The sequence below is a fragment of the Microbispora sp. H10670 genome (genome assembly GCF_014161385.1).
GTDB classification, from domain to species: domain Bacteria; phylum Actinomycetota; class Actinomycetes; order Streptosporangiales; family Streptosporangiaceae; genus Microbispora; species Microbispora triticiradicis.
Map to the genome: position 1 here is coordinate 274,572 of NZ_JABBWW010000008.1, position 23,114 is coordinate 297,685.

Here is a 23,114-nt window from a genome sequence, read left to right on the forward strand (position 1 = left end):
GCCCATGGGCATGCGGGACCACGCCGGCGCCGAATCCGGCCGGGAGCCGGCGGACCTGGCCGGGGCGCCGTCCGGACGCGGCGTGCTCGAAGGGGCGTTCCACCTGCTCGACGTGCTGGCGGCGGCCGAGGAGGGAGCCGGTCTCTCGGAACTCGCCCGCGACGCCGGCCTGCCGAAGGCGACCACCTACCGGCTGCTCCGGCAGCTCGCGGCCCTCGGCGCGGTGCAACGACATGGGCAGCGTTACTTCGTGGGCCGGCGGCTCGCCCGCCTGGCCGACGCCTGGCAGCCCGACCCGCGGCTGCAGGCCGCCGCCCGCGAACCCGTACGCCTGCTGTCCGCGCTGACCACGACCGTCGCGTTCCTCACCGTGCTGGAAGAGGACCGGGTCAGGGTCGTCACGGCGACACGGGGAGACATCACGGAGGTGCCGCCGGTCCTGCCGGGCTCCGAACTGGCCGAGGCGACCGCCGCGGGCCGGGTGCTGCTCATGCACAGGCCGGACGACGACGACGCGCCCGCGGGGTTCACTCCGGCCGAGTGGCGGCGGTCCCGGACGTCCTTCCGGCGGTCCGGCGCCATCGCCGTCGACCACCAGGACGTCCTTCCCGGGATCTGCTGCGTTGCCGTACCGGTGCGGCGGCCGGACGGCGAGGTCGTCGCGTCGGTGAGCGCGCTCACGATACGGCCGGCGGTGCCGGCGGGGCTCTCCGAACTCGTGCTGCGCGCGTCCAGGGAGATCACCCGCAACCTCGGCCGTATCGACGCGCGGTCCGCTGAGTGAACCGCGCTGTTCCCTCCGCCGGGCCGCCCGGCCGACACTGCATCGAGCCGGCACCACGTGCGGCCGGCCCGGTCGGGGGCCGGGGTGCGGGTGCCGGGACGAACCGGCGCACCGGCCCCCGTACGGACACGTCCGCGTGCCGGGAACCGTAAGGGGGATCCGCGACATGGCCGCTGAGACGACCCGGCTGACCATCCGGATCACCGGGGCAGGCGCTCAGGGGGACGCCCAGGGAAACGCGGACCCCCGCGAACTGGAGGACCTGACGGCGCGGCTCCGGGCGGAGCTGCTGGAGATCGACGTGCTGGCGGCCGAGAGCGAGGCGGGGGCGCCGCCGCCACCCGGAGCCAGGGCCGTCCTGTCGTTCTCCCTCGGCGGCCTGGTGGTCTCCCTCGCGGGAACCGAGCTGCTCGCCGCGGTCGTGAACGCGGTGACGGCCTGGCTGACCCGGAACCAGCACCGTTCCGCGAAGCTGACGATCGACGGCGACGCGATCGAGCTGACCGGTGTGCCGTCCGGCGAGCAACGCCGGCTGACCGATCTGTGGGTGCGGCGGCACGCGGGCGTACGGCAGGGGGACGCCGGAGCCCCCGCCGCCAGGCGGACCGCCCTCATCGTGGCCGGAGACGAGTACCGCGATCCCGGGCTGCGCCGGTTGCGCGCACCGGCGCGCGACGCCGAGGCGCTGGCCCGCGTGCTCGGCGATCCCGCGATCGGCGGCTTCCAGGTCAGGACGCTGCTCAACGAGCCCACGCACGTGGTCAGCGAGATGGTCGAGGAGTTCTTCGCCGACCGTGCCCCGGACGACGTGCTGCTGCTGCACTTCTCGTGCCACGGCGTGAAGGACGACAACGGAGAGCTGTACTTCGCCACGCCCAGCACAAAGCTGAACCGCCTGGGGGCGACCGCGGTCTCGGCCGAGTTCGTCAACCGCAGGATGAGCCGCAGCCGGTCGAGGCGCATGATCCTGCTGCTCGACTGCTGTTACGCGGGAGCGTGGGCACGGGGCGCGCTGCCCCGCGCCGGCACGGGCGTACACGTGGAGGAGCAGTTCGGCGGCCGCGGCCGCGTGGTGATCACCGCGTCGAACGCGATGGAGTACGCCTTCGACGGCACCGAACTCGCCGACGCGCAGGAGCAGGCGCCGTCGGTGTTCACCCGCGCTCTCGTGGAAGGGCTGGAGTCGGGGGACGCCGACCACGACCAGGACGGCTACGTCGGCATCGACGAGTTGTACGACTACGTCTACGACAAGGTCAGGAGGACGACACCTGGTCAGACCCCGGGGAAGTGGGCGTTCGACCTGCAGGGCGATCTCTACGTCGCGCGGCGCGCCCGCCCGGTCACCGTGCCCTCTCCCCTGCCGGTGGAGCTCCAGGCGGTCATCGACAACTCCATCCCCAGAGTCCGCGCCGGGGCCGTCGAGGAGTTGCGGCGCCTGCTGCGGAGCAGGCACGAGGGTCTCGCCCTCGCGGCACGCCTGACCCTGGAGGAACTCGCCGACGACGACAGCCGCATGGTGTCCAAGGCCGCCGCCGAAGCCCTCGCCACCGCCACGAAACCCCGATCGGCACCGGCATCCGTATCCCCCGCACCCGTAGCCGCCCCGGTACCGGCACCGGCACCGGCACCGCAGTCCGCCGCGTCCACGCCGACATCGCTACCGGCGTCCGCGCCTCCCGCACCGGCCTCCGCAGGTCCTACCCTCGTATCCTCCTCGCCGGCCTCGGCGGCACGATCCGCGTTCCCGGCGTCGGCGTCGGTAGCGGCGTCCGCACCTCTCGCGCCGGTATCTGAGGCACAGCCCGCGCCCCCGGCACCGAAATCGGCATCACAGTCGGCGCCATCCGCACCGGCATCGGCGACCGTGGTCAAGCCGCCGTCCTCGGGCCCGTCCGCGTCATCTGTCTCCGAGGCAGAGACACCGGAGCCGCCCAACCCGTCCGGCGGTGTGACCGGCCCCGGAAACCGTCTCCTCCGAGCCTTCCGGCCGCACGGCCGAGCCTTCGATCTTCGGACGCTCGCCCTCCCCGCGGCCTTCCTGCTGGCGAGCGCGCCGCTCTCTTGGCTGACCCCGGTCGCCGTGATCTGGCAATGGCTACTGGTGGCCGCCGCGCTCGGGACGGGATTGCTTCCTTCGGACGGACCCGCCCGGGAGATCGCCCGTGGGCTCGCCGCCGGTCTCGGCGCGGTCATGCTGGGTCTGCTGGCGTTCTTCGCGGCCGAGTTCGGCAGCGGCTGGAGCATGTGGATCGCGGCGGCGGGAACCCTGCTCATTCTCGTGGTCGTCATGCTGGAGGACGCGCCGGAAAGGGCGCGGTGGTCATGGTTAGGGGACCGCGCCGTCAGCCTGGTCGCCGTGGCGGTGGTCGTGGCCCACTTCGTCTCTCCCGAACGCATCACTCGCGGCGCCGGAGAGACGCCGCAGTGGTGGGGAGCGATGGTGGTGTCGGCCGTCTGCCTCTGCCTGTTCGTCGTCCGCGTGATCGAGCAGCGACGCGACACCCGCGCCCTCATCGCATTCGTCCTCGGCGCCGCCGCGACCGTGCTCGTGGTGCTGGACCTCGGCAGGGCCGAGGTGCTCCGCGTCTACCTGCCCACTCTGCTCGTCATGCTGTTACTCGGCATCCGCCCGGCGAGCAGGCGACCGGAGTTCCTCGCCGCCGCCAGGCTCTCCCTCGTCGCGGGCGTCCTCCAGGGAGTCGCCGACCGGGGTATGGCGAACCGCGACTTCTCGCCCTTCGTCATCCCCTACACGATGGGTCATCTGATCCTCCAGCTCGTCGCGGCCCTCCTGGTCGCGATCGCCGCCTACACGGCGGGGAGAACCCGCTCATCACACGACTGAAGACGCCCCGCGCCGGCGGTACGGCGAACACGTCCCCCGTATGCCGCGCGATCAGGATTCTTCGGCGAACAGATCCGCGACCGAGGTCGCGGTGACGGCCCGCCGCGCCCACTCGTCAAGGCGCTCCAGATTCGTGCACTCCATGATGAAGGCGCGGTCATCCTCGGATACGGGGATGTCTCGAACTTCCAGGATGGTCAGCACCGCCCTTGCCTCGCCCTCCGCACGGCCTTCCTCTAGGCCCTCCTCTCGGCCTCTGCCGTAGTGTTGCCGGGCGAAAGGGCTGTAGACCGGCCAGGTAGTGGACTCCATCATCTCCTCCATCACACGTCGGGCAACCTCGGAAGCCAAGCGGTATGCGTATTCATAGTATTGCGGAGCGTGATCGTCCGGGAGGTACTCAAGCGCGGAGATGAATGCCCTGACCACGGAGATATCGTCACCATGGCTCATGACTGACAATGCGGCCAGCTCCGGATGCTCTGCCGCCTGTGCGACTTTGGTGACTGGCGGAATCTCGGCCGGGCCGATCACCCCGCACTTCAGCTGGAAACCGGGCAGGCTGGTGTCGATGGGCTTCGCCGCCCAGTCGGCCGTCCGTCTGTCCGGGCAGATCACCAGCACCGTGACCGGGCAGTTCACCTGTAGCCACAACGCGGCTGCGTACCGGGGCAGCGCCACCCGTTTGGCAGCGTCCTGCCGCTGCTGGATCTCCACGACAATCGCATGCACCGGGTGATGCCGAGGACCTACCGTTACCACGGTGTCCGGGTGCAGATCGATGGACGGGCGGTCGTTGAGCTCGTTGCTCACCACCTGCACCGGCAGGTCTTCCGGCACAGGGATGCGCAGAGCCTGGCACATCTCCAGGGCGAATCGTGGCCTGTTGCGGAACAGCAGATTGAGCGTGTCATGCTGGGGGGACGGCATAGCACTCAACGTTACATCACTATCACCCTGGGTGATTGACGATTCGCCACGTAGGCGAGCGGAGGTGGACGGGAATCGAACCCGCCAGGCCGAGGACCTCGGCCTCGTCGGTTTTGAAGACCGCGGGGGCCACCAGGCACCCACACACCTCCAGGCAGAAACCTAGCCGGAACGGGGTAGGGACCCGGCGGTGCCCCCACGGCGGCGGCGCGGCGTACGTGAACGACGACCCGGACGGGGGCGGCATGACCGAGACGACGGAACGGGCCGGGTTGCGGCTGACCCAGCAGGCGCACGGAGGCGGCTGCGCCTGCAAGATCCCCCCGGGTGAGCTGGAGAGCATCGTGGCCGGGCTCGTGGCCCCGGATCCGTCGGCGTACGCCAACGAGTTGGTGATCGGGCTGGACGACGGCGACGACGCGGCCGTGGTCAGGATCGAGGGGGGCAGGGCGGTCGTCGCCACCGCCGACTTCTTCACCCCGGTCGTGGACGATCCATACGACTGGGGGCGCATCGCGGCGACCAACGCGCTCTCCGACGTGTACGCCGTGGGCGGCGAACCGGTCGTGGCGGTGAACCTCCTGGGCTGGCCGAGAGAGACCCTCTCCATGGACCTCGCCCTGGAGGTGCTGCGCGGCGGCCTCGACGTGGCGCGGGCGGCGGGCTGTCACGTCGCGGGCGGGCACAGCGTGGACGACCCCGAGCCCAAGTACGGCATGGCGGTCACCGGCCTGGCCGACCCCGAGCGGCTGCTGCGCATCGACGCGGGCCGGGCGGGAACCCCGATCTCCCTTACCAAGCCGCTCGGCGTGGGCGTGCTCAACACCAGGCACAAGGCGACCGGCGAGGTGCTCCCGCAGGCGATCGAGGTGATGACGACGCTCAACCGGGACGCCTCACGGGCGGCGCTGGCCGCCGGGGCCCGCTGCGCGACCGACGTGACCGGCTTCGGGCTGCTCGGCCACCTCTACAAGCTGGCCAGGGCGAGCGGCGTCACGGCGGTGGTCGACGTGGCGGCCGTGCCCTACCTGGAAGGCGCGCGGCAGGCCGTACGCGATGGGTTCGTCAGCGGCGGCACCCGCCGCAACCTCGACTGGGTGCGCCCGCATCTCGACCCGGGCGGCCTCGGCGAGGAGGACCTGCTCCTGCTCGCCGACGCCCAGACCTCGGGCGGCCTCCTGGTCGCCGGCGAGGTCCCCGGCGCGCCGGTCATCGGCGAGCTCGTCCCGCGCGAGGCCGCCGTCCTGCGACTCACCTGACCCCGACCGGCTGCCGTGATCCCTGACCCGGACACGCCCGGGCTTCGGGGCCCGCCGCGCTCCCGGGTGGTAGACACCAGGCATGCGACCTGAACCGGGTGAGGTGCTGCATTTCTCCGAGGACCCCGAGATCACTCGGTTCGTCCCGCACGTGGCGGCCACGGCGCGGCAGCCGGAGGCGTACGTCTGGGCGGTGACGGCCGAGCGCTGCCCCGACTACTGGTTCCCCCGCCAGTGCCCGCGGGCCATGGCGTGGACGACGCCCGACTCCACGGACGCCGATCGCGACCGGATCATCGGGCCGGGCTGTGGCGAGCGGGTCCATGTCGTCGAATACGGCTGGCTGGAGGCCTTCCTGACCGTCCGCCTGTACGCCTACCGCTTCCCAGCCGAGAAGTTCGTGCCGTTCGGCGAGCCGGTGCCGAACGCGGTGGTGGCGACCGAGCCCGTCGAACCCCTCGGGCCACCCGAACCCGTCGGCGACCTGCTGCGGCTGCACGAGGAGGCCGGCATCCAGCTCAGGCTGCTGAACGACCTCTGGCCGTTCTGGGACGCTGTGACCGCGAGTTCCCTGCGCTGGAGCGGCATCCGCCTCCGCAACGCCCGCCGCCGGCGCTCACAGCCATTCGTCGATCACGGCGACGAGAATCGCGGTTCCGTGGCGCACGGCGCGTGACCTCGCGGAGTCAGCGGGGTTTGCCAAGTGACCACAGGGATGCCGCCATGAGGAGAGCGGTCAGCCCGCCGCAGATCACCACGGTGGAGACCGAGAAAGCGTCGACGACGCGTCTGCCGAGGAACGCGCCGAGGCGAAGGTCGCCTGGAAGGCGGAGGTGAAGACGACCGTCGCGGCCTCGGGCGTGCGAGGGGCGGCGGCGACGAACGATGCCTGCGAACAGACGGGTACGCCACCTCATCGGCCTCGCCGCCCTCGATGTGATGGAGGTTGCACCTACCATGCCCGCCTGACCCATACGCGTCCCGTGAGACCGCGTTATTGGAGGGACTGCCAACGAGTTGCCCTGCCGGTCGCCGGCGCGACCAGCAGGTTCCAACCACAGTGGTGTGATCAACTGTCAGACAGGCTCCAGGACCCTGCCGCACGACCACTCCGAATCACGCCCCAGCACTTGTGCCGAGGCGACGATGTGAAACGGAGAAATCACCTGCACCTAGGTGGATCGCACCCGTCCGGGTGAGCGCCCGCGGGGTAGCCGTAGGCATAGACGCCGACGGGCCGGCTGTTCGAGATCGAGGCCTGGCCGTCGGCGAGATCGGTGGCACGGGTCGCGCCGAACACGGCGACCAGCAGCGCGGCGGCAAGCCCGACGCCGCCGAGAGCGCGGAACGAATGTCTCAGCATGGGTCCTCCTTCCAGCTCATAACGTGAGGCGGAATGGCAGGCTGTCCCGGCCGCCTCTTCGGTGTCGTTATCGATACCGGAGCTTCGCAGCGAGTTTTGGTAATCGACTTGGAGGTGACTTGCAGCGAGGCCAGCCGGACCGCCTGCCGGCTGACCGTCCCTACCATGCGGCTCGCCGTAGCTTCGGGAGCTTGAGGCCGAGGCGAGCGCGCTCCCCGAGAATAGGAACGGAAGCTCCCGCATCCCCTCGTGCCACGACGGCACGGCGGTGTCGGCGAGGAGGACGGCCGTGTACGTCGCCATCTCCAGGCCGCTCAGGCCGCTCGCCACCGGCGCAGGGTGACCGACACTGGCTGGTGCTGTGACCGGCATCGGGCCGGGTGGTCGTCAGGCGCGTTCGCGACGGTGCGCGCGCACCGCAAGATCACCCAGCGGGTACGCCGCAGACCTCCCGGACAACGGGAAGACCGCACGCAGCCTCGCGCCCGGGCTGTGCGGGACCACCTGGAGGGTCCCCCCGTGAGCCCGCGCGATATCCCGGGCGATCGGCAGCCCCAACCCTGAGCCTCCCGTGTCCCGGGTGCGGGCGTGGTCCAGACGGGTGAAACGGTCGAAGACGATGGCGCGGTGTTCCGGGGGGATACCGGGGCCGTCGTCCACGACGTCGAGGACGGCGTGGTCGCCCGGAGCCGTGAGGGTGACGTGGACTGACGTGGAGGCGTGGCGGACCGCGTTGTCGACGAGGTTCGCGACGAGGCGGCGGAGTTGCTCGGCGGAGCCGTTGAGGAGCAGGTCGGGGGTGAGGTCGAGGTACACGTGGACGTCCGGACGAGGGCGTTTGCGGACGGCCTCCTCGGCGACGACCTGGGCCAGGTCCAGTTCCTCGGCCCGCGACAGGGGTTCGCCGGCGTCGAGCCGGGCCAGCAGGAGGAGGTCGGCGGAAAGGGACTGGAGGCGTGCGACGTCGTCCAGTGCCGCAGTCGCCAGCGGCTTCTCGGCGGGCCGGGCCAGCTCCAGCCGGGTCCGCAGGATCGCCAGTGGGCTGCGGAGTTCGTGTGCGGCGTCGGCGACGAACTGCCGCTGCGCGTCGACGGAGGTCTGCAGCCGGTCGAGGGTGGCGTTGACGGTACGGGCCAGTGCCGCGATCTCGTCTCGGGTGTCCGGCTCCGGCACGCGTTCGTGCAGGCCGTGCGCGGTGATGTCGGCGACCTTCGCCCTGATCGAGGAGACCGGGCGTAGCACTCGGCCGACCGCCAGCCAGGTGAACAGCGCGACCACCGCGAGGAGCGCCGGAACCCCCGGGATCAGCAGGTTCCTCAGCGTGGTCATCGCCGCCAGCGCGGGTGCCTTGGAAGCTTTTCCGAAGACGGTGACCGGGCCGTCCTCGGTCTCGAACGTCCGTCTGACCACGAGAACGGCCTCATCGGGCACCGGAAGGCCGTCGTCTTCGCCGTGGGCGGCCGAGCCCGGCAGCGGTCCCTTCCCGTCCGGCGGCACCGCTCCCTTTTCAAGCGGTGGCACCATTCCCTTTTCGTCCCCCGCGTGACCCGGCCCCGACTCCGCCTTCAGAACTCGCATCTGTTCCTTGGCGTCGTTCGCCGCCAACTCCTTGGTGGAGGCCGTCAGGCTCGAGTCCAGCGCGGCGAAAAGCGCGATGGAGGCCAGGCAGAGCGCCGCCGCCACCGCGGCGGTGGCCGTCAGCGTCGTGCGTAGACGTACTCCCATGTCAGCCCTCCAGCCGGTAGCCCACACCCCGCACGGTCTTCAGCGTCGTCCGTCCGAACGGTTTGTCGATCTTGCGGCGCAGCGCGCTGATGTAGACCTCGACGACGTTCGAATCGCCGTCGTACGCGAAGTCCCAGGCCTGGGCGAGCAGCTCGGCCTTGGTCACCACCTCGCCCGCGTGCCGCGTCAGGCAGTGCAGGATCGCGAACTCCTTGGGTGTCAACGCGATCTGTACGTCCCCGCGACTGCACTTCAGCCCCGCGGGATCGACCCGGAGATCCCCGGCGGTCAGCACCGTCGGCCGCTCCCGCACCTTGCGCCGAGCCAGTGCTCTCAGTCGAGCCAGCAGTACGACGTACGAAAACGGCTTGGTCAGATAATCGTCCGCGCCGGTGTCCAGCGCCTCCGCCTCGTCGTACTCTCCGTCCTTCGCGGTCAGCATGAGGATCGGCGTCCAGTTCCCGGCCTCGCGCAGCTTCGCGCAGACCCCATAGCCGTGCAGCAACGGCAGCATCACATCCAGCACGATCACGTCGTACGAATGCTCGGTCGCCATCCACAGGCCCTCGCACCCGTCGTAGGCGAGATCGACCGCGAAGCCCTCTTTGGTCAGGCCGTCTTTGAGCAGCTCGGTCAGCCTGCGTTCGTCTTCCACCAGAAGTAGGCGCACGTCGACAGGGTGGAGGTGCGTACCTAAGGCGAACATGAAGATCATCGTTTACCTCTTCAGGATCGCTTCAGGTGTAGGGGCCCAAACTGCTGAGCGTTCCGTCACCGATCACGGGCAGCCCTCACGGGCAGCCGATCTAGGGAGTGTCCAGAGCATGAAGAAGAGGAGCAGGATCCTCACGGCGGTCGTCATGACGGTGGGCCTCGGCGTCGGCGTCGGCGGCGCCACCGCCGCGTCGGCGACCTCCACCGGCGCCCCGAAGCCGGTGTTCGGCTGCGCCGTGAAGGGCGGGCCGGCGGCCATGGGGGAGGGCAAGACCACCGTCAGGGTCGACCAGGACGGCAAGGTCTTCGTGGACGGCGAGGAGGTCCCGAAGGGCAAGCTGCGCACCCTCTGCAAGCAGCCTCCGCTGCCCGGCAAGGGCGTCGTCTGCATCATGAAGAAGGCCGACAAGGGCGGCAAGTTCAGGGGGGAGACGTTCAGAACGGACACGTTCAGGGACGGCAAGGTCTTCGTGGACGGCAAGGAGGCCCCGAAGGGCAAGCTGCGTATCCTCTGCAAGGAGCCCCCGCTGCCCGGCAAGGGCGCCGACTGCATCGTGCACGTCAAGGGCGACGAGAGCGGCGAGTTCGGCACGAGCGCCGAGAAGAGCTACGTCGACGGCAAGCAGGCGCACGCCAAGTGCCCCCCGCCCGGGAAGCCCGGTGAGGGCATGGACGACGTGCACGCCGGGGACGACGCCCCGGTGACCGTCACGCCGAACTGACACACGACTCGCCGCAGGCGCTGACCACTCCATGCGAACGTCCCGCCGGCCACCTCGCCGGCGGGACGTCTCCGCCGGTCAGCCGCGTGCGAGCGTCCGCCTGTACCGCACTGAGCTACAGCGAAGGCCTACGCGTGAACCCGGTGATCGTTTCGGTCACAGCACTAGCGGCCGGGGACGGGGGCGGGGTGGCCCGCGTCGAGGCGCTCACGCTGGGGGACGACGGTGTACCTGGGGTCCTTGGCCGAGGCCCGGCCCGCCTCCAGCACGCCGAACCGGGTGCAGAGGGCACCGGCGGTGATCGCGAGCCCGGACAGCGCGGTGAGGGTCCGGCTGCGTCCGGCGACCGTGGCGAGCAGGCCGCCGCCGAGAGTGAGCGCGCGTGAGGCCCGCATGAGCCTGCCCGCCCTGCCGTTCCGGTACGGCTCGCCGAGCAGGCCCAGACGACGCTCCATCAGCTCACCGGCGACGACCTCCGTCACGGCGCCGGCGACCGCCGCGGCGCGGGCGGGCCCCGCCTGCGCCCTGGGGGTGGTCAGCATCAGGGCCGCGCCCGCCGAGGCGAGCGCGCTCCCCGAGAACAGGAACGGAAGCTCCCGCATCCCCTCGTGCCACGACGGCACGGCGGTGTCGGCGAGGAGGACGGCCGTGTACGTCGCCATCGCCAGGCCGCTCAGGCCGCTCGCCACCGACGCGGCGTCGCCCACCGGGGTCAGCAGGCCGGTCACCGCCGATCCGGCCGCGACGCCGGTGAGCCCGCTGTGGGCGGCCAGCGTCCAGGAGCCGACGCTCATCGGCGAGGTGAGCTTGAAGACCCGCAGCATGTTCAGGAAGCGCGCGGGCCTGCCCAGTTCGGCGACGAGGAAGGCCGTGCCGGCGCTCGCCGCGGTGAAGGCGGTGGTCCGGGCGGCCAGCCCGAGCCGGTCGTGCCCGGCCAGGCGGGCGGCCGCCGCCATCGCGCCCGCGGCCCCGGACAGCCCGCCCAGATAGAGGTACGTCGGCATGTGGGGTTCGTGCCAGATGGGCTGCTTGACGACCGGCTGGCCGTAGTACGACCGGAACGGCGCCTCCGGCACCACCTCGCCCTGGCCTTTCGGCATCAGATCCTCCCCACCGCAACGATCACGGCTTTCTCCCGGCGAAGCACACCGCCACGCCGGCGGCGAGGGCGAGTGCTGCGCCGCCGGCCCAGCGCCACATCGCGGGCAGGTCGCGGGTGGTCACCACCGGGTCCGGCGGCAGGCCGTACGTCTCCGGCTCGTCCAGCAGGAGGAAGAACGCGCCCGTGCCGCCGACGCCGTCGTCCGGGCTCTCGCCGTACAGCCGGGCGTCGGTCACGCCCTCGGCGTGCAGCCGTTCGACGCGTTCCTGGGCCCGCTCCCGCAGTTCGTCGAGCGGCCCGAACTGGATGGACTTGGTCGGGCACGCCTTGGCGCAGGCCGGTTCCATGCCGCCGCGCAGCCGGTCGTAGCAGAGCGTGCACTTCCAGGCCCGGCCGTCGTCCTCCCGGCGGTCGATCACCCCGTACGGGCAGGCGGGCACGCAGTAGCCGCAGCCGTTGCACACGTCGGACTGGACGACGACGGTGTCGAACTCGGTGCGGAACAACGCGCCGGTGGGGCAGACGTCGAGGCAGGCGGCGTGGGTGCAGTGCTTGCACACGTCCGACATCATCAGCCAGCGGCCGTCCTGCTCGACGAACGCGACGTGCCGCCAGGTGCTCGCGCCGAGCGAACCGGTGTTGTCGTAGGAGGTGGCGCGGAACACGAACCCGTCGTCGGGCACGTCGTTCCACTCCTTGCAGGCCACCTCGCACGCCTTACAGCCGATGCAGACGGTCGTGTCGGTGAAAAAGCCCATCCGCTCAGCCATGGCGGTACCTCTCGACCAGGTCGAGCAGCGCCTGGCCGCGCGGGCGCCGTCCCGGCAGGACGTCGCAGGTGCCGGCCTTGCTCTCCTGGATGTAGACGTTCGGGTCGAGCACGACCGACGCCAGGTCGTTGACGACGTCCCCGGTGACCACGCCGCCCCCGCCGTAGCCCCAGTGGTAGGGCATGATCACCTGGTGGACGGTCCTGCGGTTGATCCGCAGCGGCCGTACCCGGCCGGTCACCAGCACGCGCAGCTCGATCGCGGTGCGGGCGGTGACGATCGTCGCCCAGCCGCCGTTCTCCAGGCCGAGCTCCTCGGCCATCTCCCGGGACACCTCGCAGAACCCCTCGGGCTGGAGCTCGGCCAGGTACGGCAGGGGCCGGCTCATCGCGCCGGTCGTGTGGTGCTCGGTCAACCGGCTGGTGGTGAAGACGTACGGGAACCGGGGCGACAGCGCCGGGTTGTACGGGTTCTCCGGCCGGTCGACGGTCCGGCGGGCCGGGTTGGACTGCTGCCCGTACAACATGTTGCGCACCGCCGACTCGTGCGGCTCGTAGTGGGTGGGCAGGGGACCGTCCGACAGGCCCGACGGCACGTACAGCCAGCCCTTGCCGTCCGACTGCATGATGAACGGATCGGTGCCGGCCAGCGCGTGCTGCGCCTTGGCCCCCTCCGGCGGCACGTAGCCGGGCGCCTTGTCCTCCTCGAAGTCCGGCACGTCGGGGCCGACCCACCGGCCCTGCCCGGCGTCCCAGTAGACGTACTTCTTCCGCTCGCTCCACGGGCGGCCCTCGGGGTCGGCCGAGGCCCGGTTGTAGAGGATGCGCCGGTTGGCCGGCCACGCCCAGCCCCATTCGAGCGCGACGGGACCCTGCTCGGTGTGCGGCTTGCGCCGGGCCGCCTGGTTGACCCCGTCGGCGTACACCCCGCAGTAGATCCAGCAGCCGCAGCTCGTCGAGCCGTCCGGCTTCAGCTCGCGCAGCGACGCCAGCGGACGGCCGTCGGCGTCCGCGCCGTTGATCTCTCGCAGCACGGCCTCGGCGGACGGGTCGCGCTGCTCGCCGATCTCGGGATAGTCCCAGGTCAGCTCCATCACCGGCCGGTCGATGTCGTCGTCGCCGAGCAGCCGCCTGATCCGCTTGCCGAGGTGGTGGTAGAACCACAGGTCGCTGCGGCAGTCCTCCGGCGGGTCGAGCGCCTTCTCCCGCCACTGCAGCAGGCGCTGGGTGTTGGTGAACGTGCCTTCCTTCTCCACGTGGGTCGCGGCCGGCATGAAGAAGACCTCGGTGCCGATCTCCTCCGTCCGCAGCTCCCCGGTCTCGATCTCGGGCGCGTCCTTCCAGAACGTCGCGGTCTCGACCGTCACGAGGTCGCGGACGACCAGCCAGTCGAGGTTGGCCAGGCCGAGCCGCTGCGCCTTGCCGTTGGCGGACCCGACCGCGGGGTTCTCCCCCACGACGAAGTAGCCCTTGACCTTCCCGTCGATCTGGCCCATGACCGTCGAGTAGTGGCCGTGGTCGCCGGTGAGCCGCGGCAGGTAGTCGAAGCGGTAGTCGTTCTCCTCGGTCGCCGCGTCGCCCCACCACGCCTTGAGCAGGCTGACGACGTACGCCCGCCGGTTGCCCCACCAGCCGGTGTCGGAGCCCTCCCGTTCCAGGTAGTCGTCGAGGCCGTCGTGGCGGTGGGCGTGCGGCATCGCGATGTATCCCGGCAGCAGGTTGAACAGCGTCGGGATGTCCGTCGAGCCCTGGATGCTGGCGTGGCCGCGCAGCGCCATGATCCCGCCGCCCGGACGGCCCATGTTGCCGAGCAGCAACTGCAGGATCGAGGCGGCCCTGATGTACTGCACGCCCACCGAGTGCTGCGTCCAGCCCACGGAGTAGACCCAGGCGGTGGTCCGCTCGCGGCCCGAGTTGGCGGTGACCGCCTCGGCCAGCTCGCGGAACCGCTCCGGCGGGATGCCGCACAGCTCCTCGACCATCTCCGGCGTGTAGCGGGAGTAGTGCCTCTTCAGGATCTGGTACACGCAGCGCGGGTCGGTCAGCGTCGGGTCGGACGGCGGCGTCGCGCTCGATCCCGCGCCGCGCGCGCCGTAGGAGTCGGACCCCGCCGCCTCGGCGTGGTGCACGCCGCCCTCGGTGAGCTCCTCCTCCTCGGGCCTGTCGCCCTCGTACGCCCAGGTGGACGGGTCGTACCTGCCGGTCTCCTCGTCATAGCCGGAGAACAGGCCGTCGAGGTCCTCGGTGTCGCGGAACTCCCGGTTCACCAGGGTCGCCGCGTTCGTGTACGCGAGGACGTACTCGCGGAAGTCGAGCCCGTTCGACAGCACGTAGTTGATCAGCGCCCCGAGCAGCGCGATGTCGCTTCCGGCGCGGATCGGCAGATACCGGTCCACCGACGCGCTGGTCCGGCTGAACCGAGGGTCGATGTGGAAGACCTTCGTGCCGCGCTGACGCGCCTCCATCACCCACTGGAACCCCACCGGATGGCATTCGGCCATGTTGGAGCCCTGGATGACGATGCAGTCGGCGTTCGCGAGGTCCTGCTGGGACTGCGTCGCGCCGCCACGCCCGAAGCTGGTCCCCAGACCGGGGACGGTGGAGGAGTGTCAAATGCGCGCCTGGTTCTCCACCTGGATCGCGCCGAGGGCGGTGTACAGCTTCTTCATCAGATAGTTCTCTTCGTTGTCGAGCGTCGCCCCGCCCAGGCTGGCGATGCCCAGAGTCCTCCTGACCTCTTCCCCCTCGTATGTCTGCTGCCAGGTCTCGCGCCGGGTCCGCACGACCCGGTCGGCGATCATGTCCATGGCGGTCTCGAGGTCGAGCGGCTCCCACTCGGTGCCGTACGGCCTGCGGTAGAGGACCTTCGTCTGACGACCGGGGTGGGTGACGAGCTGCTTGCTGGCCGACCCCTTCGGGCACAGCCGCCCGCGCGAGATCGGCGAGGCCGGGTCGCCCTCGATCTGGGTGACCTTCCCGTCCTTGACGTAGACGAGCTGGCCGCAGCCCACGGCGCAGTAGGGGCAGACGGAGCGCGCCACGGTGTCGGCGTCCTCCACCCTGGGGCGAAGGGCGTCCGTACGCGGCGAGCGCGCCGCCCGCCCCCTGCCGTCCTCTCCCTTGAGCTGCCGGATCACCGGCCATCGGGAGAGCCATCCAGCACCCATGACGCCTCTACTGCCCCAGTTGCTCCAGGTTCAACCACGAAGAACTCCCAAAGGTTCCGGGGTGATCGGGTGTAGAGCGCGTACGGGGGGCATTAGGCCCTGATCCGGCGCACTCCGGGGGCGAGTCGTGCCTACGGGAAGACCGCACGGGAAGACCTCCACGCAGAGGACGGCGATGAGCGACCAACCGCCCGAGTGGGCGAGAAACATCGAGAAAGTGGCCGTCGAGGCGGCGCGGGAGTTCGGCGCCGCCGTCGAGCGGGCCGGCCGGGCTATCGGCCGGGCGGTCGATCAGGCGGGGCGGACCGCCAGGGCGCAGGCGGCGATGGCGGCGGCCTACCAGGCCGACCTGGAAGCCCTGGAGAAGGTGCTGCGCGCCCTGCCTCCCGAGCAGGTCAGGGAGATCTCCGCGGCGGCGGCCGTGGTGGCGGCCACCGCCGACCAGGTCCTGGCCCAGACGCCGAAAGATCCCGACTGAGGATCGCCCGCCGGTGTCGCGGCGAAGCGGACGGGCGAGGGAGGGCGTCGGGGTCCCGGCGTGCGGAGGTCAGGAGCGGGCGTCCGGGGAGAGTCGTTCGGTGAGCCATCCCGTCACGATGGCCTTCACCTGCGCGTCGACCGGCTCCCGCGCCTCACGGCGGTAGGCGCGCAGCGACGGCGGACCGGGCTGCCTGCGCAGGATGTGATCGAGGTCGGGGATCACGTGGGTCTCCACCGGTCCCGGGACCGACTCGGCGACCCGGGCCAGGTCGGCGGGGTCCACCTGGAGGTCCTTCTCCCCGGTGACGGCCAGGACCGGAGCGTGGATCCCGCTGAGGTCGACGGCGGGGTCGTGATCGAGGAATTCCCGGGTCCAGCGCGCGTTGATCCGCACCCCGCCGATCCGGGCGACGTCCGTGGTCGTACGGCGGATCCGCTCGTGGTTCTTCAGCACCTTCGTGACCAGATCGGTGCGGGTCAGCCGCAGCAGCCACCGGACGGCCGCCGGCATCGAGGGCGCCAGGCGCTCGGCCTGCCACCGCAGTGTCTCCGCACCCGGCTTCGCGGAGGGGGACAGCAACACCACCGCCGCCACGACCGGCCGGGCGGCGGTTCCGGCCTCCAACCCGGCCCCGGGCCCGGCCCCGGATCCGCTGCCGGGCTCGCGGGGCGGCTCGACGGTCGCGGCCAGGTTCGCCGCGATCAGGGCGCCCTCGCTGTGCCCGGCCACCGCGACCCGGGAAGGATCGATCTCAGGGCGTGAACGCAGCGCGGCGAGCGCCGCGGCGGCGTCGGTCATGCCCTCCAGGAAACCGGTCGCGAGGAACTCGCCCGTGCTGGCGCCGACTCCCCGCTTGTCGTAGCGGTACGTCGCGATCCCGGCGGCGGCCAGCGCCTCGGCCAGTTCGCGGGTCACCTTCAGCGGAAGCCTCCGGTGGTCGGAGTCGCGGTCGACCGGTCCGGAGCCCGGCAGGAGCAGGGCGGCCGGGAAGGGACCGTCCCCCTCGGGCAGCGTCAGCGTGCCCGCGAACCGGTGGCCCGCCGAGTCGAAGGTGAGATCGATGTCGTGCATGTCCTGACCGCGTCTTTCCGTGTCTCCGGTGCGGCTCTCGGAGGTCCTCACGCTTCGGACGGCGTGGGGGCCAGCGCGGCGACCACGGCCCGGGGGTCGTCCACGCCGAGCAGCAGCGAGTCGTACCTCTGCCCCTCCAGGTGGATGCGCACCGCCGCCTGACCGCCGCGCACGTCCACGAACTCCCTGCTGCCGGACCGGTGCCAGGTGCCGAGCTTACGCGCGCCCGGGATGGCGAGACCGGTGCGCAGTCCGCGGGGTGCCCGCAGCGGGCTGCCCTCGACGACCTCGACGGACCGGACCGCCGAGCGGGGCACGCGGAGGTCGCCACGCAACGCGCCGGCCTTCTCCGCGGCGCTCAGGCGGACGGCTACGGCGTCGGCGGTGATGGTCACGGTGCTCATGGGGCGGCTCCTTCGTCGCTTCTGTCGGGTACGAGTCCATTGTTATCAACTATGAGAATGATGTCAATCGTGAGAACATAGGGCCATGGCCACAGCGGAACTGCTCCTCCACCCCGTCCGGCTGCGCATCGTCCAGGCCCTTCTGGGCGACCGGACCCTGACGACGGGAGAGCTGCGAGCGGAACTGCCCGACGTGCCCACGGCCACGCTGTATCGGCAGGTCGCGGCCCTCGTGGAGGGCGAGATCATCGAGATCGTGGCGGAGCGCAAGGTCAGGGGCACGTTCGAGCGGTCCTACCGGCTGCGTGCGGCGAACGCGATCGTGACCGCGGAGGACGCGGCCGGGCTCGGCGCGGACGACCACCGGCAGGCGTTCATGACGTTCGTCGCGTCACTGCTCGCCGACTTCGACCGGTATCTCGACCACGGCGACTTCGATCTCGGCCGGGACGGGGTGGGCTACCGGCAGACGGCGATGTATCTGAGCGACGAGGAGTTCCGGGAGTTCCTCGGGGACCTGGCCGCGGTCCTGCGCCCCCGGCTGGTCAACCGGCCCGCCCCCGGCCGCGTCCGCAGGCTCCTCTCCACCGTCGTCATGCCCGCCCGGCCCCCCGTGTGATCGCGTACATGCGCATTCCCTGTCACATCGATGGAAGAAGGCCTGGTCAGAGGGATGATGATGGTGGTGTCGAATTCGTCCGCGTCCGCGCGACGTGTAGGTGAAGCAGGGCGGACCGGCGATCGGCCCGCACAGTGAACGTCGCACAGTGAACGCAAGGAGACACCACGATGCGGTTCCTCATGACCACCAAGGGCACCTCCCCCGCTCCCGACGAGGCGATGCTGGCCGAGATGGGCGCCTTCATCGAGGAGATGACCAGGTCCGGCGTGCTGCTGGCCACGGGCGGGCTCGAGCCGGGCGGCGTGCGGATGACCTCCCGAGGGGGCGAGGTCACCGTGACCGACGGACCGTTCGCCGAGTCGAAGGAGGCCATCGTCAGCTTCGCGCTGGTCGAGGCCCGTTCCCGTGAGGAGGCGATCGAGCTGGCCCGCCGCTTCTGGAAGATCGTGGGTGACGGCGAGGGCGCCGTCCAGCAGGTGTTCGGCCCGGAGGACGCGCCCCGCTGACGCCGGGCCCGGGTTGCGCGGTGAGCGGCGCGGATGCTCTGATCGATCGGGTGACGTCCCGCGACGCCCCCCTGCGCGACCAAGGCGCTCTGATCGACGCGGTGTGGAAGCTCGAGTCCGCGAGGATCGTCGCCGGTCTGCTGCGGTTGGTCGGCGACGTCGGCCTGGCGGAGGAACTGGCGCAGGAGGCGGTCCTCGCCGCGCTGGAGCAGTGGCCCGAGTCGGGCGCCCCGGACAACCCCGGCGCCTGGCTCATGGCCATCGCCAAGCGGCGTGCCGTCGACCACCTCCGCAGGGAGGACCGGCACGGCCGCGGGCAGGAGCGGCTCGCCCACGATCTCGCGACCCGGGCCGACGACGGCGCCCGTGAGGTGGACGACGTGCTGGGCGCGGTCGACGGAGAGGTGGGCGACGACGTCCTCCGGCTGATGTTCGTCTCCTGCCATCCGGTGCTGCCGGCCGAGTCGCGGGTGGCGCTCACGCTGCGGCTCGTCGGCGGCCTGCGCACCGACGAGATCGCGCGTGCCTTCCTCGTCACCGAGGCCGCCGTGGCCCAGCGGATCGTCCGGGCCAAACGCGCGCTCGCCGACGCGGGGGTGCCCTTCGAGGTGCCGTCGGGGCCGGATCGGACGGCCCGGCTGGCGTCGGTGCTGGAGGTCGTCTACCTCGTGTTCAACGAGGGATACTCGGCCACGGCCGGCGACGACCTGACGCGGCCGTCCCTCTGCCTGGAGGCCCTGCGTCTCGGCCGCCTCCTTGCCGGGCTCGTGCCCGGCGAGGCCGAGGCGCACGGCCTGGTCGCGTTGATGGAACTCCAGCAGTCGCGCTCCGCCGCACGAACCGGGCCGTCCGGAGAACCCATCGTGCTGCACGAGCAGAACCGGGGACGCTGGGACCGGTTGCTCATCCGGCGCGGCTTCGCCGCGTTGCTGCGGGCGCGGCAGGCCGGCGGACCGCTCGGCCCGTACGTGCTGCAGGCGGCCATCGCGGCCTGCCACGCGGGAGCGGCCACCCCGGAGGAGACGGACTGGCCGCGGATCGCCGCACTCTACGACGCGCTGGTTCAGGTGCTGCCCACACCGGTCGTCCAGCTCAACCGCGCGGTCGCGCTGGCCATGGCGCACGGGCCGGGCGCCGGTCTCGCGCTGGCCGACACGCTGACCGGCGAACCGGCCCTGGCGAGATACCACCTGCTGCCCGCCGTACGCGGCGACCTGCTGGCCCGGCTCGGCCGGCGCGAAGAGGCCCGCGCGGAGTTCGAGCGCGCGGCGTCCCTCACCCGCAACGCCCCGGAACGCGAGGTTCTGCTCCGCCGCGCCGCGAACTGCGCCGAGGACGCCGGGGGTGTCGGGGGTGTCGTGCTCAGCGGAGGCGTCGGAGCCAGCGTGCTCGCCGGGGACGCCGGGGGCGCCACGGGTGATGGGGGCGTCGTGCTCGGTGCGGCCGTGCGGGCCTTCCTCGCCCGCCCCGGCCTGACGGCCGGCACCCTGCGGTCGTACGACCAGACGCTCTCACGGCTGTGCCTGCGCCTCGGCGCGGACCTTCCGCTGGCGGAGGTGACCCCCCAACAGGTGGCCGAGGTCTTCGCGGCGGAGTGGGGCACGGCGGCGGGCGCGACCTGGAACCGGCACCGCGCCGCGCTGCGGTCGTTCGCGGCCTGGGCCGCCGGGCAGGGACGGACGTCCGCCAGCCTCGCCGCCGGCCCAGCCGCCGGTGGGGCCTCTGACGGTGCCGCTGGTCGGGCCGCCGATCGGACCACTGACGGTGCCGCTGACCTGGCCGCCGCGCTCGACCGGCGGCCCGAGCCCCGGGGGCGCGTCCGTCCCATCGCCCGGTCGCACCTGGAGGACCTGTGGGCGCGGCCGGACGTCGCACCGCGCGAGCGCGCCCTGTGGATGCTGCTCTACGAGAGCGCGACCCCGGCGGAACGGGCACTCTCGCTCGACGTGCAGGACCTCGACCTGCCCGGCATGAGCGCCGTGGTGCGCGGCAGGCGGCATCGGGTCCGCTGGGAGGCGGGAACGGCCGCGCTGCTGCCCCTGCTGGTGCGAGACCGCCGTCGCGGCCCGCTCTTCCTCACCGACCGGCGGCCGGGCCCGGGCCGCGCACCGGCGGCGGCCGACCTGTGCCCGCACACCGGCCGGAGCCGCCTGTCGTACGAGCGGGCGGAGCACCTGTTCAAGCGGGCCACCGGAGATCTCGACCCCGAGGGCGAGGGATACACGCTGCACCGCCTGCGGCACTCGCGCCTGGCCCACCTCGCGGAGGACGGCTGGACGGCGCCGATGCTGATGTCCCTGTCCGGTCACGCCGGCGCGCGCACCCTACGCGAGTTCGTCCGGGCCGGGCAGCAGGTGGACGGCGGGAGGCCGTGAGCCCCCCGCCGCGTCCCGCTCGGCCGGTGATCAGGGGTAGCTGACCACGTTGACCGGCACGGTGGCCGTGCCCTGGGCCGCACCGCCCGTGTTGTTGATCACGTGGGCGATCGTCCCGACGCCGCCCAGCGACACGGTGAGCAGGTCGTGGAACTTCACGGTGGACCGGGTCGGGGCCTCGAAGCCGCGCTCGGCCACGACCGAGGGATCGGTGCTGAAGTTGCAGTAGCTGCCCATGCCCCAGGCCTCGTGGGTGGTCACCGAGTCGGCCACCTTGTAGGCGGCGTAGCCACGGGTCGAACCGTTCATCCAGGACGCCTGGTTCGGCGGGTCGTACGGCAGTTCGTTCTGGAAGAAGATGGTCCAGCCGCCCTGGCCGTTCCAGATCACCTCGTACTTCTTGTAGTGCTCGACGAACAGGCCGTACGCCGTGACGTTGTCGCCGTTGACGATCAGGCCGGTGTCGGCCGGGTTGGTGTTCCAGCCGACGCCCGCGCCGTGGTCGGCCCGCCACGCCCAGATGTGGTCGATGATCGTGTTGTCGCTGTTCACGACGAGGCTGGTCGTGGCCGAGCCGGGGCCCGCGCCACCGATGCGGAAGAACACGTCCTGGATCGAGATCGGGTTGCCCGCGTGACTCGCCGTGGCGCCGTCGGGCCCGACCCGCAGCAGCACCGGCGAGTTGACCGTGCCGGCGTCGAACAGCAGCCCGGCGAGCTTCACGCCGTCGACGTCCGCGACGTTCATCGCGACGACGCCGCCGTCCGGGATCAGGGTCGCGTAGCCGAGCCCGAGCACCACCGTGTCCGGCCGGGTCACGTTGAGCGTCTGGCTGAGGTGGTAGACACCGGGCGTGAACAGCAGGTTGAGGCCCTGGGCCAGCGCCTGGTTGAGCGTGGCCGCGCCGTCGGACGGCTTGGCGACGTAGAACTGCGTGAGCGGGATCGACGTGCCGGGGGTCGCGCCGTTCGCCCAGCTCGCGCCGCTGGAGTTGGTGCGCAGGGACGGGACGAACACCCGGTAGGCGCCGCCCTGGTCGACGTACAGGTAGGGCTTCTCGCGCGTGACGGGGCTCTGCGCCAGGGTGGTGTACGGCGGGTTCGGGAAGCTCTGCGCGGGAGCGCCGACGACGCCGGAGAACACCATGTTCCAGACCCCGTTGGTCCAGCCGCCGATGCTGCTGTCACGGGTGAACCACTGCTGCTGGGAGTACGGCCCGACCGTCCCGTCGATCTTGCTGTCGGCGATGTAGCCGCCGCTGGCCCAGCCGTACCCGTTGGGCGCGAGGTTCAGCCCGCCGCGGACGTGGATCCGCCGGAACGGCGCGGCCTGGGCCACCGCCCAGCGGTCGGTGCCGTTCACCGGCACGACGGCGAGGTTCTCGGCCGAGCGCCAGAAGTTCTGGGTGGCGTTGCCGTTGAACCAGCCCGCGTCGACGGTGATGTCCCCGTTGATCGTGACGTTGTCGGGCGACTGGCCGAGACCGGAGATGGAGGTGTAGAAGCCGATCTGGGCGTTGAGGCCGCTGTAGGTGCCGGGCTTGAACAGCAAGGCGTACCGCTGGCCGCCGAACTGGTTCGACTCCTGCTGCCTGAAGATCGTGTCGAGCGTGCTCTGGATGCTCGCGGCGGACATCGACGGGTCGAAGACCCGCACGTTCGGCCCGAGGTCACCGCCCCCGGGAAGGGTGCCGCCGTCGGTGACGACGTTGACCCCGAACTCCCAGAGCGAGTAGCCGTACTGGGTGGCGCGGGTGAGGCCGTACATCCGCACGTAGCGGCCGGTGGCCGCGAGGTCGAGCGTCTGCGTGCCGGCCGCGCCGGTGACGGTCGCGGTGGCGTCCGTCCAGGTCGAGCCGTCGGCCGAGACCTGGATCTTGAACGTCTGGGCACGGGCGGTCTCCCAGTTCAGGGCCACCCGGCAGATCTGCCGGGAGTCGCCGAGGTCGACCTGGATCCACTGGGGGTCGCTGAACGCGCTCGACCAGCGGGTGCCCGTGGCGCCGTCGAAGGCGGCCGAGGCCGGCGTGCCCGCGTTCTCCGTCGAGGAGGCCGAGGACGGCCGGCCCTGGGCCGCGTTCGCCGTGCCGCACACGGCCGCCGCGGCGCCGTAGGAGGCGGGGAGGACACCGGTCACCGCGGCGAACGTGGACAGCGCGGCGAGACCGGCGGTGACGAGACCGGCGCGCCGGCGCCGGGTGCGCGGCCGAAGGCGGGAGGAGGGAGGCATGCGGTCTCCTTCGGGAGCCCCCCGGCGGGGGACCTGGGGGATG

At 71.6% G+C, this 23,114-nt stretch carries 18 protein-coding genes, 1 tRNA gene and 2 pseudogenes; 10 read left to right on the plus strand and 11 right to left on the minus strand.

Annotation, left to right across the window (positions count from 1 at the left end; all coding sequences use genetic code 11):
• The first annotated feature begins 4 nt into the window (after positions 1–4).
• A complete protein-coding gene (locus HHX33_RS14860; RefSeq protein ID WP_182875101.1) occupies positions 5–784 on the plus strand; it encodes an IclR family transcriptional regulator in 780 nt (259 codons plus the stop codon).
• Between the two features lie 166 nt (positions 785–950).
• The gene (locus HHX33_RS14865) at positions 951–3,632 is read left to right on the plus strand and encodes a caspase family protein (protein WP_182875102.1); all 2,682 of its coding nucleotides are present in this window, start codon (positions 951–953) and stop codon (positions 3,630–3,632) included.
• Between the two features lie 51 nt (positions 3,633–3,683).
• Here the strand turns inward: HHX33_RS14865 and HHX33_RS14870 are convergent, their stop codons facing one another.
• Together HHX33_RS14870 and HHX33_RS14875 are read right to left on the minus strand one after the other, a co-directional pair.
• Positions 3,684–4,562, minus strand: coding sequence for a hypothetical protein (locus tag HHX33_RS14870; RefSeq protein ID WP_259402458.1), 879 nt, complete (start codon positions 4,560–4,562; stop codon positions 3,684–3,686).
• A gap of 59 nt (positions 4,563–4,621) precedes the next feature.
• Positions 4,622–4,714: transfer RNA gene (locus tag HHX33_RS14875), tRNA-Sec, on the minus strand.
• Positions 4,715–4,807: 93 nt separating this feature from the next.
• Between HHX33_RS14875 and selD the strand changes: the two genes are divergently transcribed.
• Together selD and HHX33_RS14885 are read left to right on the plus strand one after the other, a co-directional pair.
• Positions 4,808–5,821, plus strand: a complete 1,014-nt coding sequence (selD, locus tag HHX33_RS14880; protein WP_182875103.1) for a selenide, water dikinase SelD — start codon at positions 4,808–4,810, stop codon at positions 5,819–5,821.
• Positions 5,822–5,903: 82 nt separating this feature from the next.
• Positions 5,904–6,497: a DUF6886 family protein gene (locus HHX33_RS14885; protein WP_182875104.1), complete on the plus strand. Its 594-nt coding sequence runs from the start codon at positions 5,904–5,906 to the stop codon at positions 6,495–6,497.
• 486 nt (positions 6,498–6,983) lie between these two features.
• Here HHX33_RS14885 and HHX33_RS14890 read toward each other — a convergent pair whose 3' ends face one another.
• From HHX33_RS14890 to HHX33_RS14900, 3 genes are all read right to left on the minus strand, one after another.
• Positions 6,984–7,184: a hypothetical protein gene (locus HHX33_RS14890; protein WP_182875105.1), complete on the minus strand. Its 201-nt coding sequence runs from the start codon at positions 7,182–7,184 to the stop codon at positions 6,984–6,986.
• A 387-nt stretch (positions 7,185–7,571) separates the two neighbouring features.
• Positions 7,572–8,909 (minus strand): sensor histidine kinase, encoded by a 1,338-nt coding sequence (locus HHX33_RS14895; RefSeq protein ID WP_182875106.1) that lies wholly within the window; start codon positions 8,907–8,909, stop codon positions 7,572–7,574.
• 1 nt (position 8,910) lies between these two features.
• Positions 8,911–9,624, minus strand: coding sequence for a response regulator transcription factor (locus tag HHX33_RS14900; RefSeq protein WP_259402459.1), 714 nt, complete (start codon positions 9,622–9,624; stop codon positions 8,911–8,913).
• 109 nt (positions 9,625–9,733) lie between these two features.
• Here HHX33_RS14900 and HHX33_RS14905 point away from each other — a divergent pair, with 109 nt between their 5' ends.
• Positions 9,734–10,345, plus strand: a complete 612-nt coding sequence (locus tag HHX33_RS14905; protein WP_182875107.1) for a hypothetical protein — start codon at positions 9,734–9,736, stop codon at positions 10,343–10,345.
• A gap of 164 nt (positions 10,346–10,509) precedes the next feature.
• Here HHX33_RS14905 and nrfD read toward each other — a convergent pair whose 3' ends face one another.
• Genes nrfD through fdh form a run of 3 tightly spaced genes read right to left on the minus strand, consistent with a single transcriptional unit; the run spans position 10,510 to position 15,383 of the window.
• Positions 10,510–11,445: an NrfD/PsrC family molybdoenzyme membrane anchor subunit gene (nrfD, locus tag HHX33_RS14910; protein ID WP_182875108.1), complete on the minus strand. Its 936-nt coding sequence runs from the start codon at positions 11,443–11,445 to the stop codon at positions 10,510–10,512.
• Between the two features lie 22 nt (positions 11,446–11,467).
• Positions 11,468–12,217: a 4Fe-4S dicluster domain-containing protein gene (locus HHX33_RS14915; protein WP_182875109.1), complete on the minus strand. Its 750-nt coding sequence runs from the start codon at positions 12,215–12,217 to the stop codon at positions 11,468–11,470.
• Positions 12,210–15,383 (minus strand): formate dehydrogenase, encoded by a 3,174-nt coding sequence (gene fdh, locus HHX33_RS14920; RefSeq protein ID WP_182875110.1) that lies wholly within the window; start codon positions 15,381–15,383, stop codon positions 12,210–12,212. Before fdh ends, HHX33_RS14915 begins: the two co-directional genes overlap by 8 nt.
• Positions 15,384–15,558: 175 nt before the next feature.
• On the opposite strand from fdh, the gene HHX33_RS14925 reads away from it, so the two are divergent.
• Positions 15,559–15,861 (plus strand): hypothetical protein, encoded by a 303-nt coding sequence (locus HHX33_RS14925; RefSeq protein ID WP_182875111.1) that lies wholly within the window; start codon positions 15,559–15,561, stop codon positions 15,859–15,861.
• Between the two features lie 69 nt (positions 15,862–15,930).
• Here HHX33_RS14925 and HHX33_RS14930 read toward each other — a convergent pair whose 3' ends face one another.
• Together HHX33_RS14930 and HHX33_RS14935 are read right to left on the minus strand one after the other, a co-directional pair.
• Positions 15,931–16,935, minus strand: a complete 1,005-nt coding sequence (locus tag HHX33_RS14930; RefSeq protein WP_182875112.1) for an alpha/beta hydrolase family protein — start codon at positions 16,933–16,935, stop codon at positions 15,931–15,933.
• 47 nt (positions 16,936–16,982) lie between these two features.
• On the minus strand, positions 16,983–17,339 hold the full coding sequence (locus HHX33_RS14935) for a hypothetical protein (RefSeq protein WP_182875113.1): 357 nt from the start codon (positions 17,337–17,339) through the stop codon (positions 16,983–16,985).
• A gap of 85 nt (positions 17,340–17,424) precedes the next feature.
• Between HHX33_RS14935 and HHX33_RS14940 the strand changes: the two genes are divergently transcribed.
• The 4 genes and pseudogenes from HHX33_RS14940 to HHX33_RS37705 form a co-directional block, all read left to right on the plus strand.
• Positions 17,425–17,958 (plus strand): helix-turn-helix domain-containing protein, encoded by a 534-nt coding sequence (locus tag HHX33_RS14940; RefSeq protein ID WP_182875114.1) that lies wholly within the window; start codon positions 17,425–17,427, stop codon positions 17,956–17,958.
• Positions 17,959–18,128: 170 nt separating this feature from the next.
• Positions 18,129–18,467 (plus strand): YciI family protein, encoded by a 339-nt coding sequence (locus tag HHX33_RS14945; RefSeq protein ID WP_111701188.1) that lies wholly within the window; start codon positions 18,129–18,131, stop codon positions 18,465–18,467.
• A gap of 71 nt (positions 18,468–18,538) precedes the next feature.
• Positions 18,539–19,801: pseudogene (locus HHX33_RS37700) on the plus strand (RNA polymerase sigma factor); the annotation flags it as partial.
• A 147-nt stretch (positions 19,802–19,948) separates the two neighbouring features.
• Positions 19,949–20,842: pseudogene (locus HHX33_RS37705) on the plus strand (tyrosine-type recombinase/integrase); the annotation flags it as partial.
• Positions 20,843–20,872: 30 nt separating this feature from the next.
• Here the strand turns inward: HHX33_RS37705 and HHX33_RS14955 are convergent.
• Positions 20,873–23,071, minus strand: coding sequence for a discoidin domain-containing protein (locus tag HHX33_RS14955; RefSeq protein ID WP_182875115.1), 2,199 nt, complete (start codon positions 23,069–23,071; stop codon positions 20,873–20,875).
• Positions 23,072–23,114 lie beyond the last annotated feature (43 nt).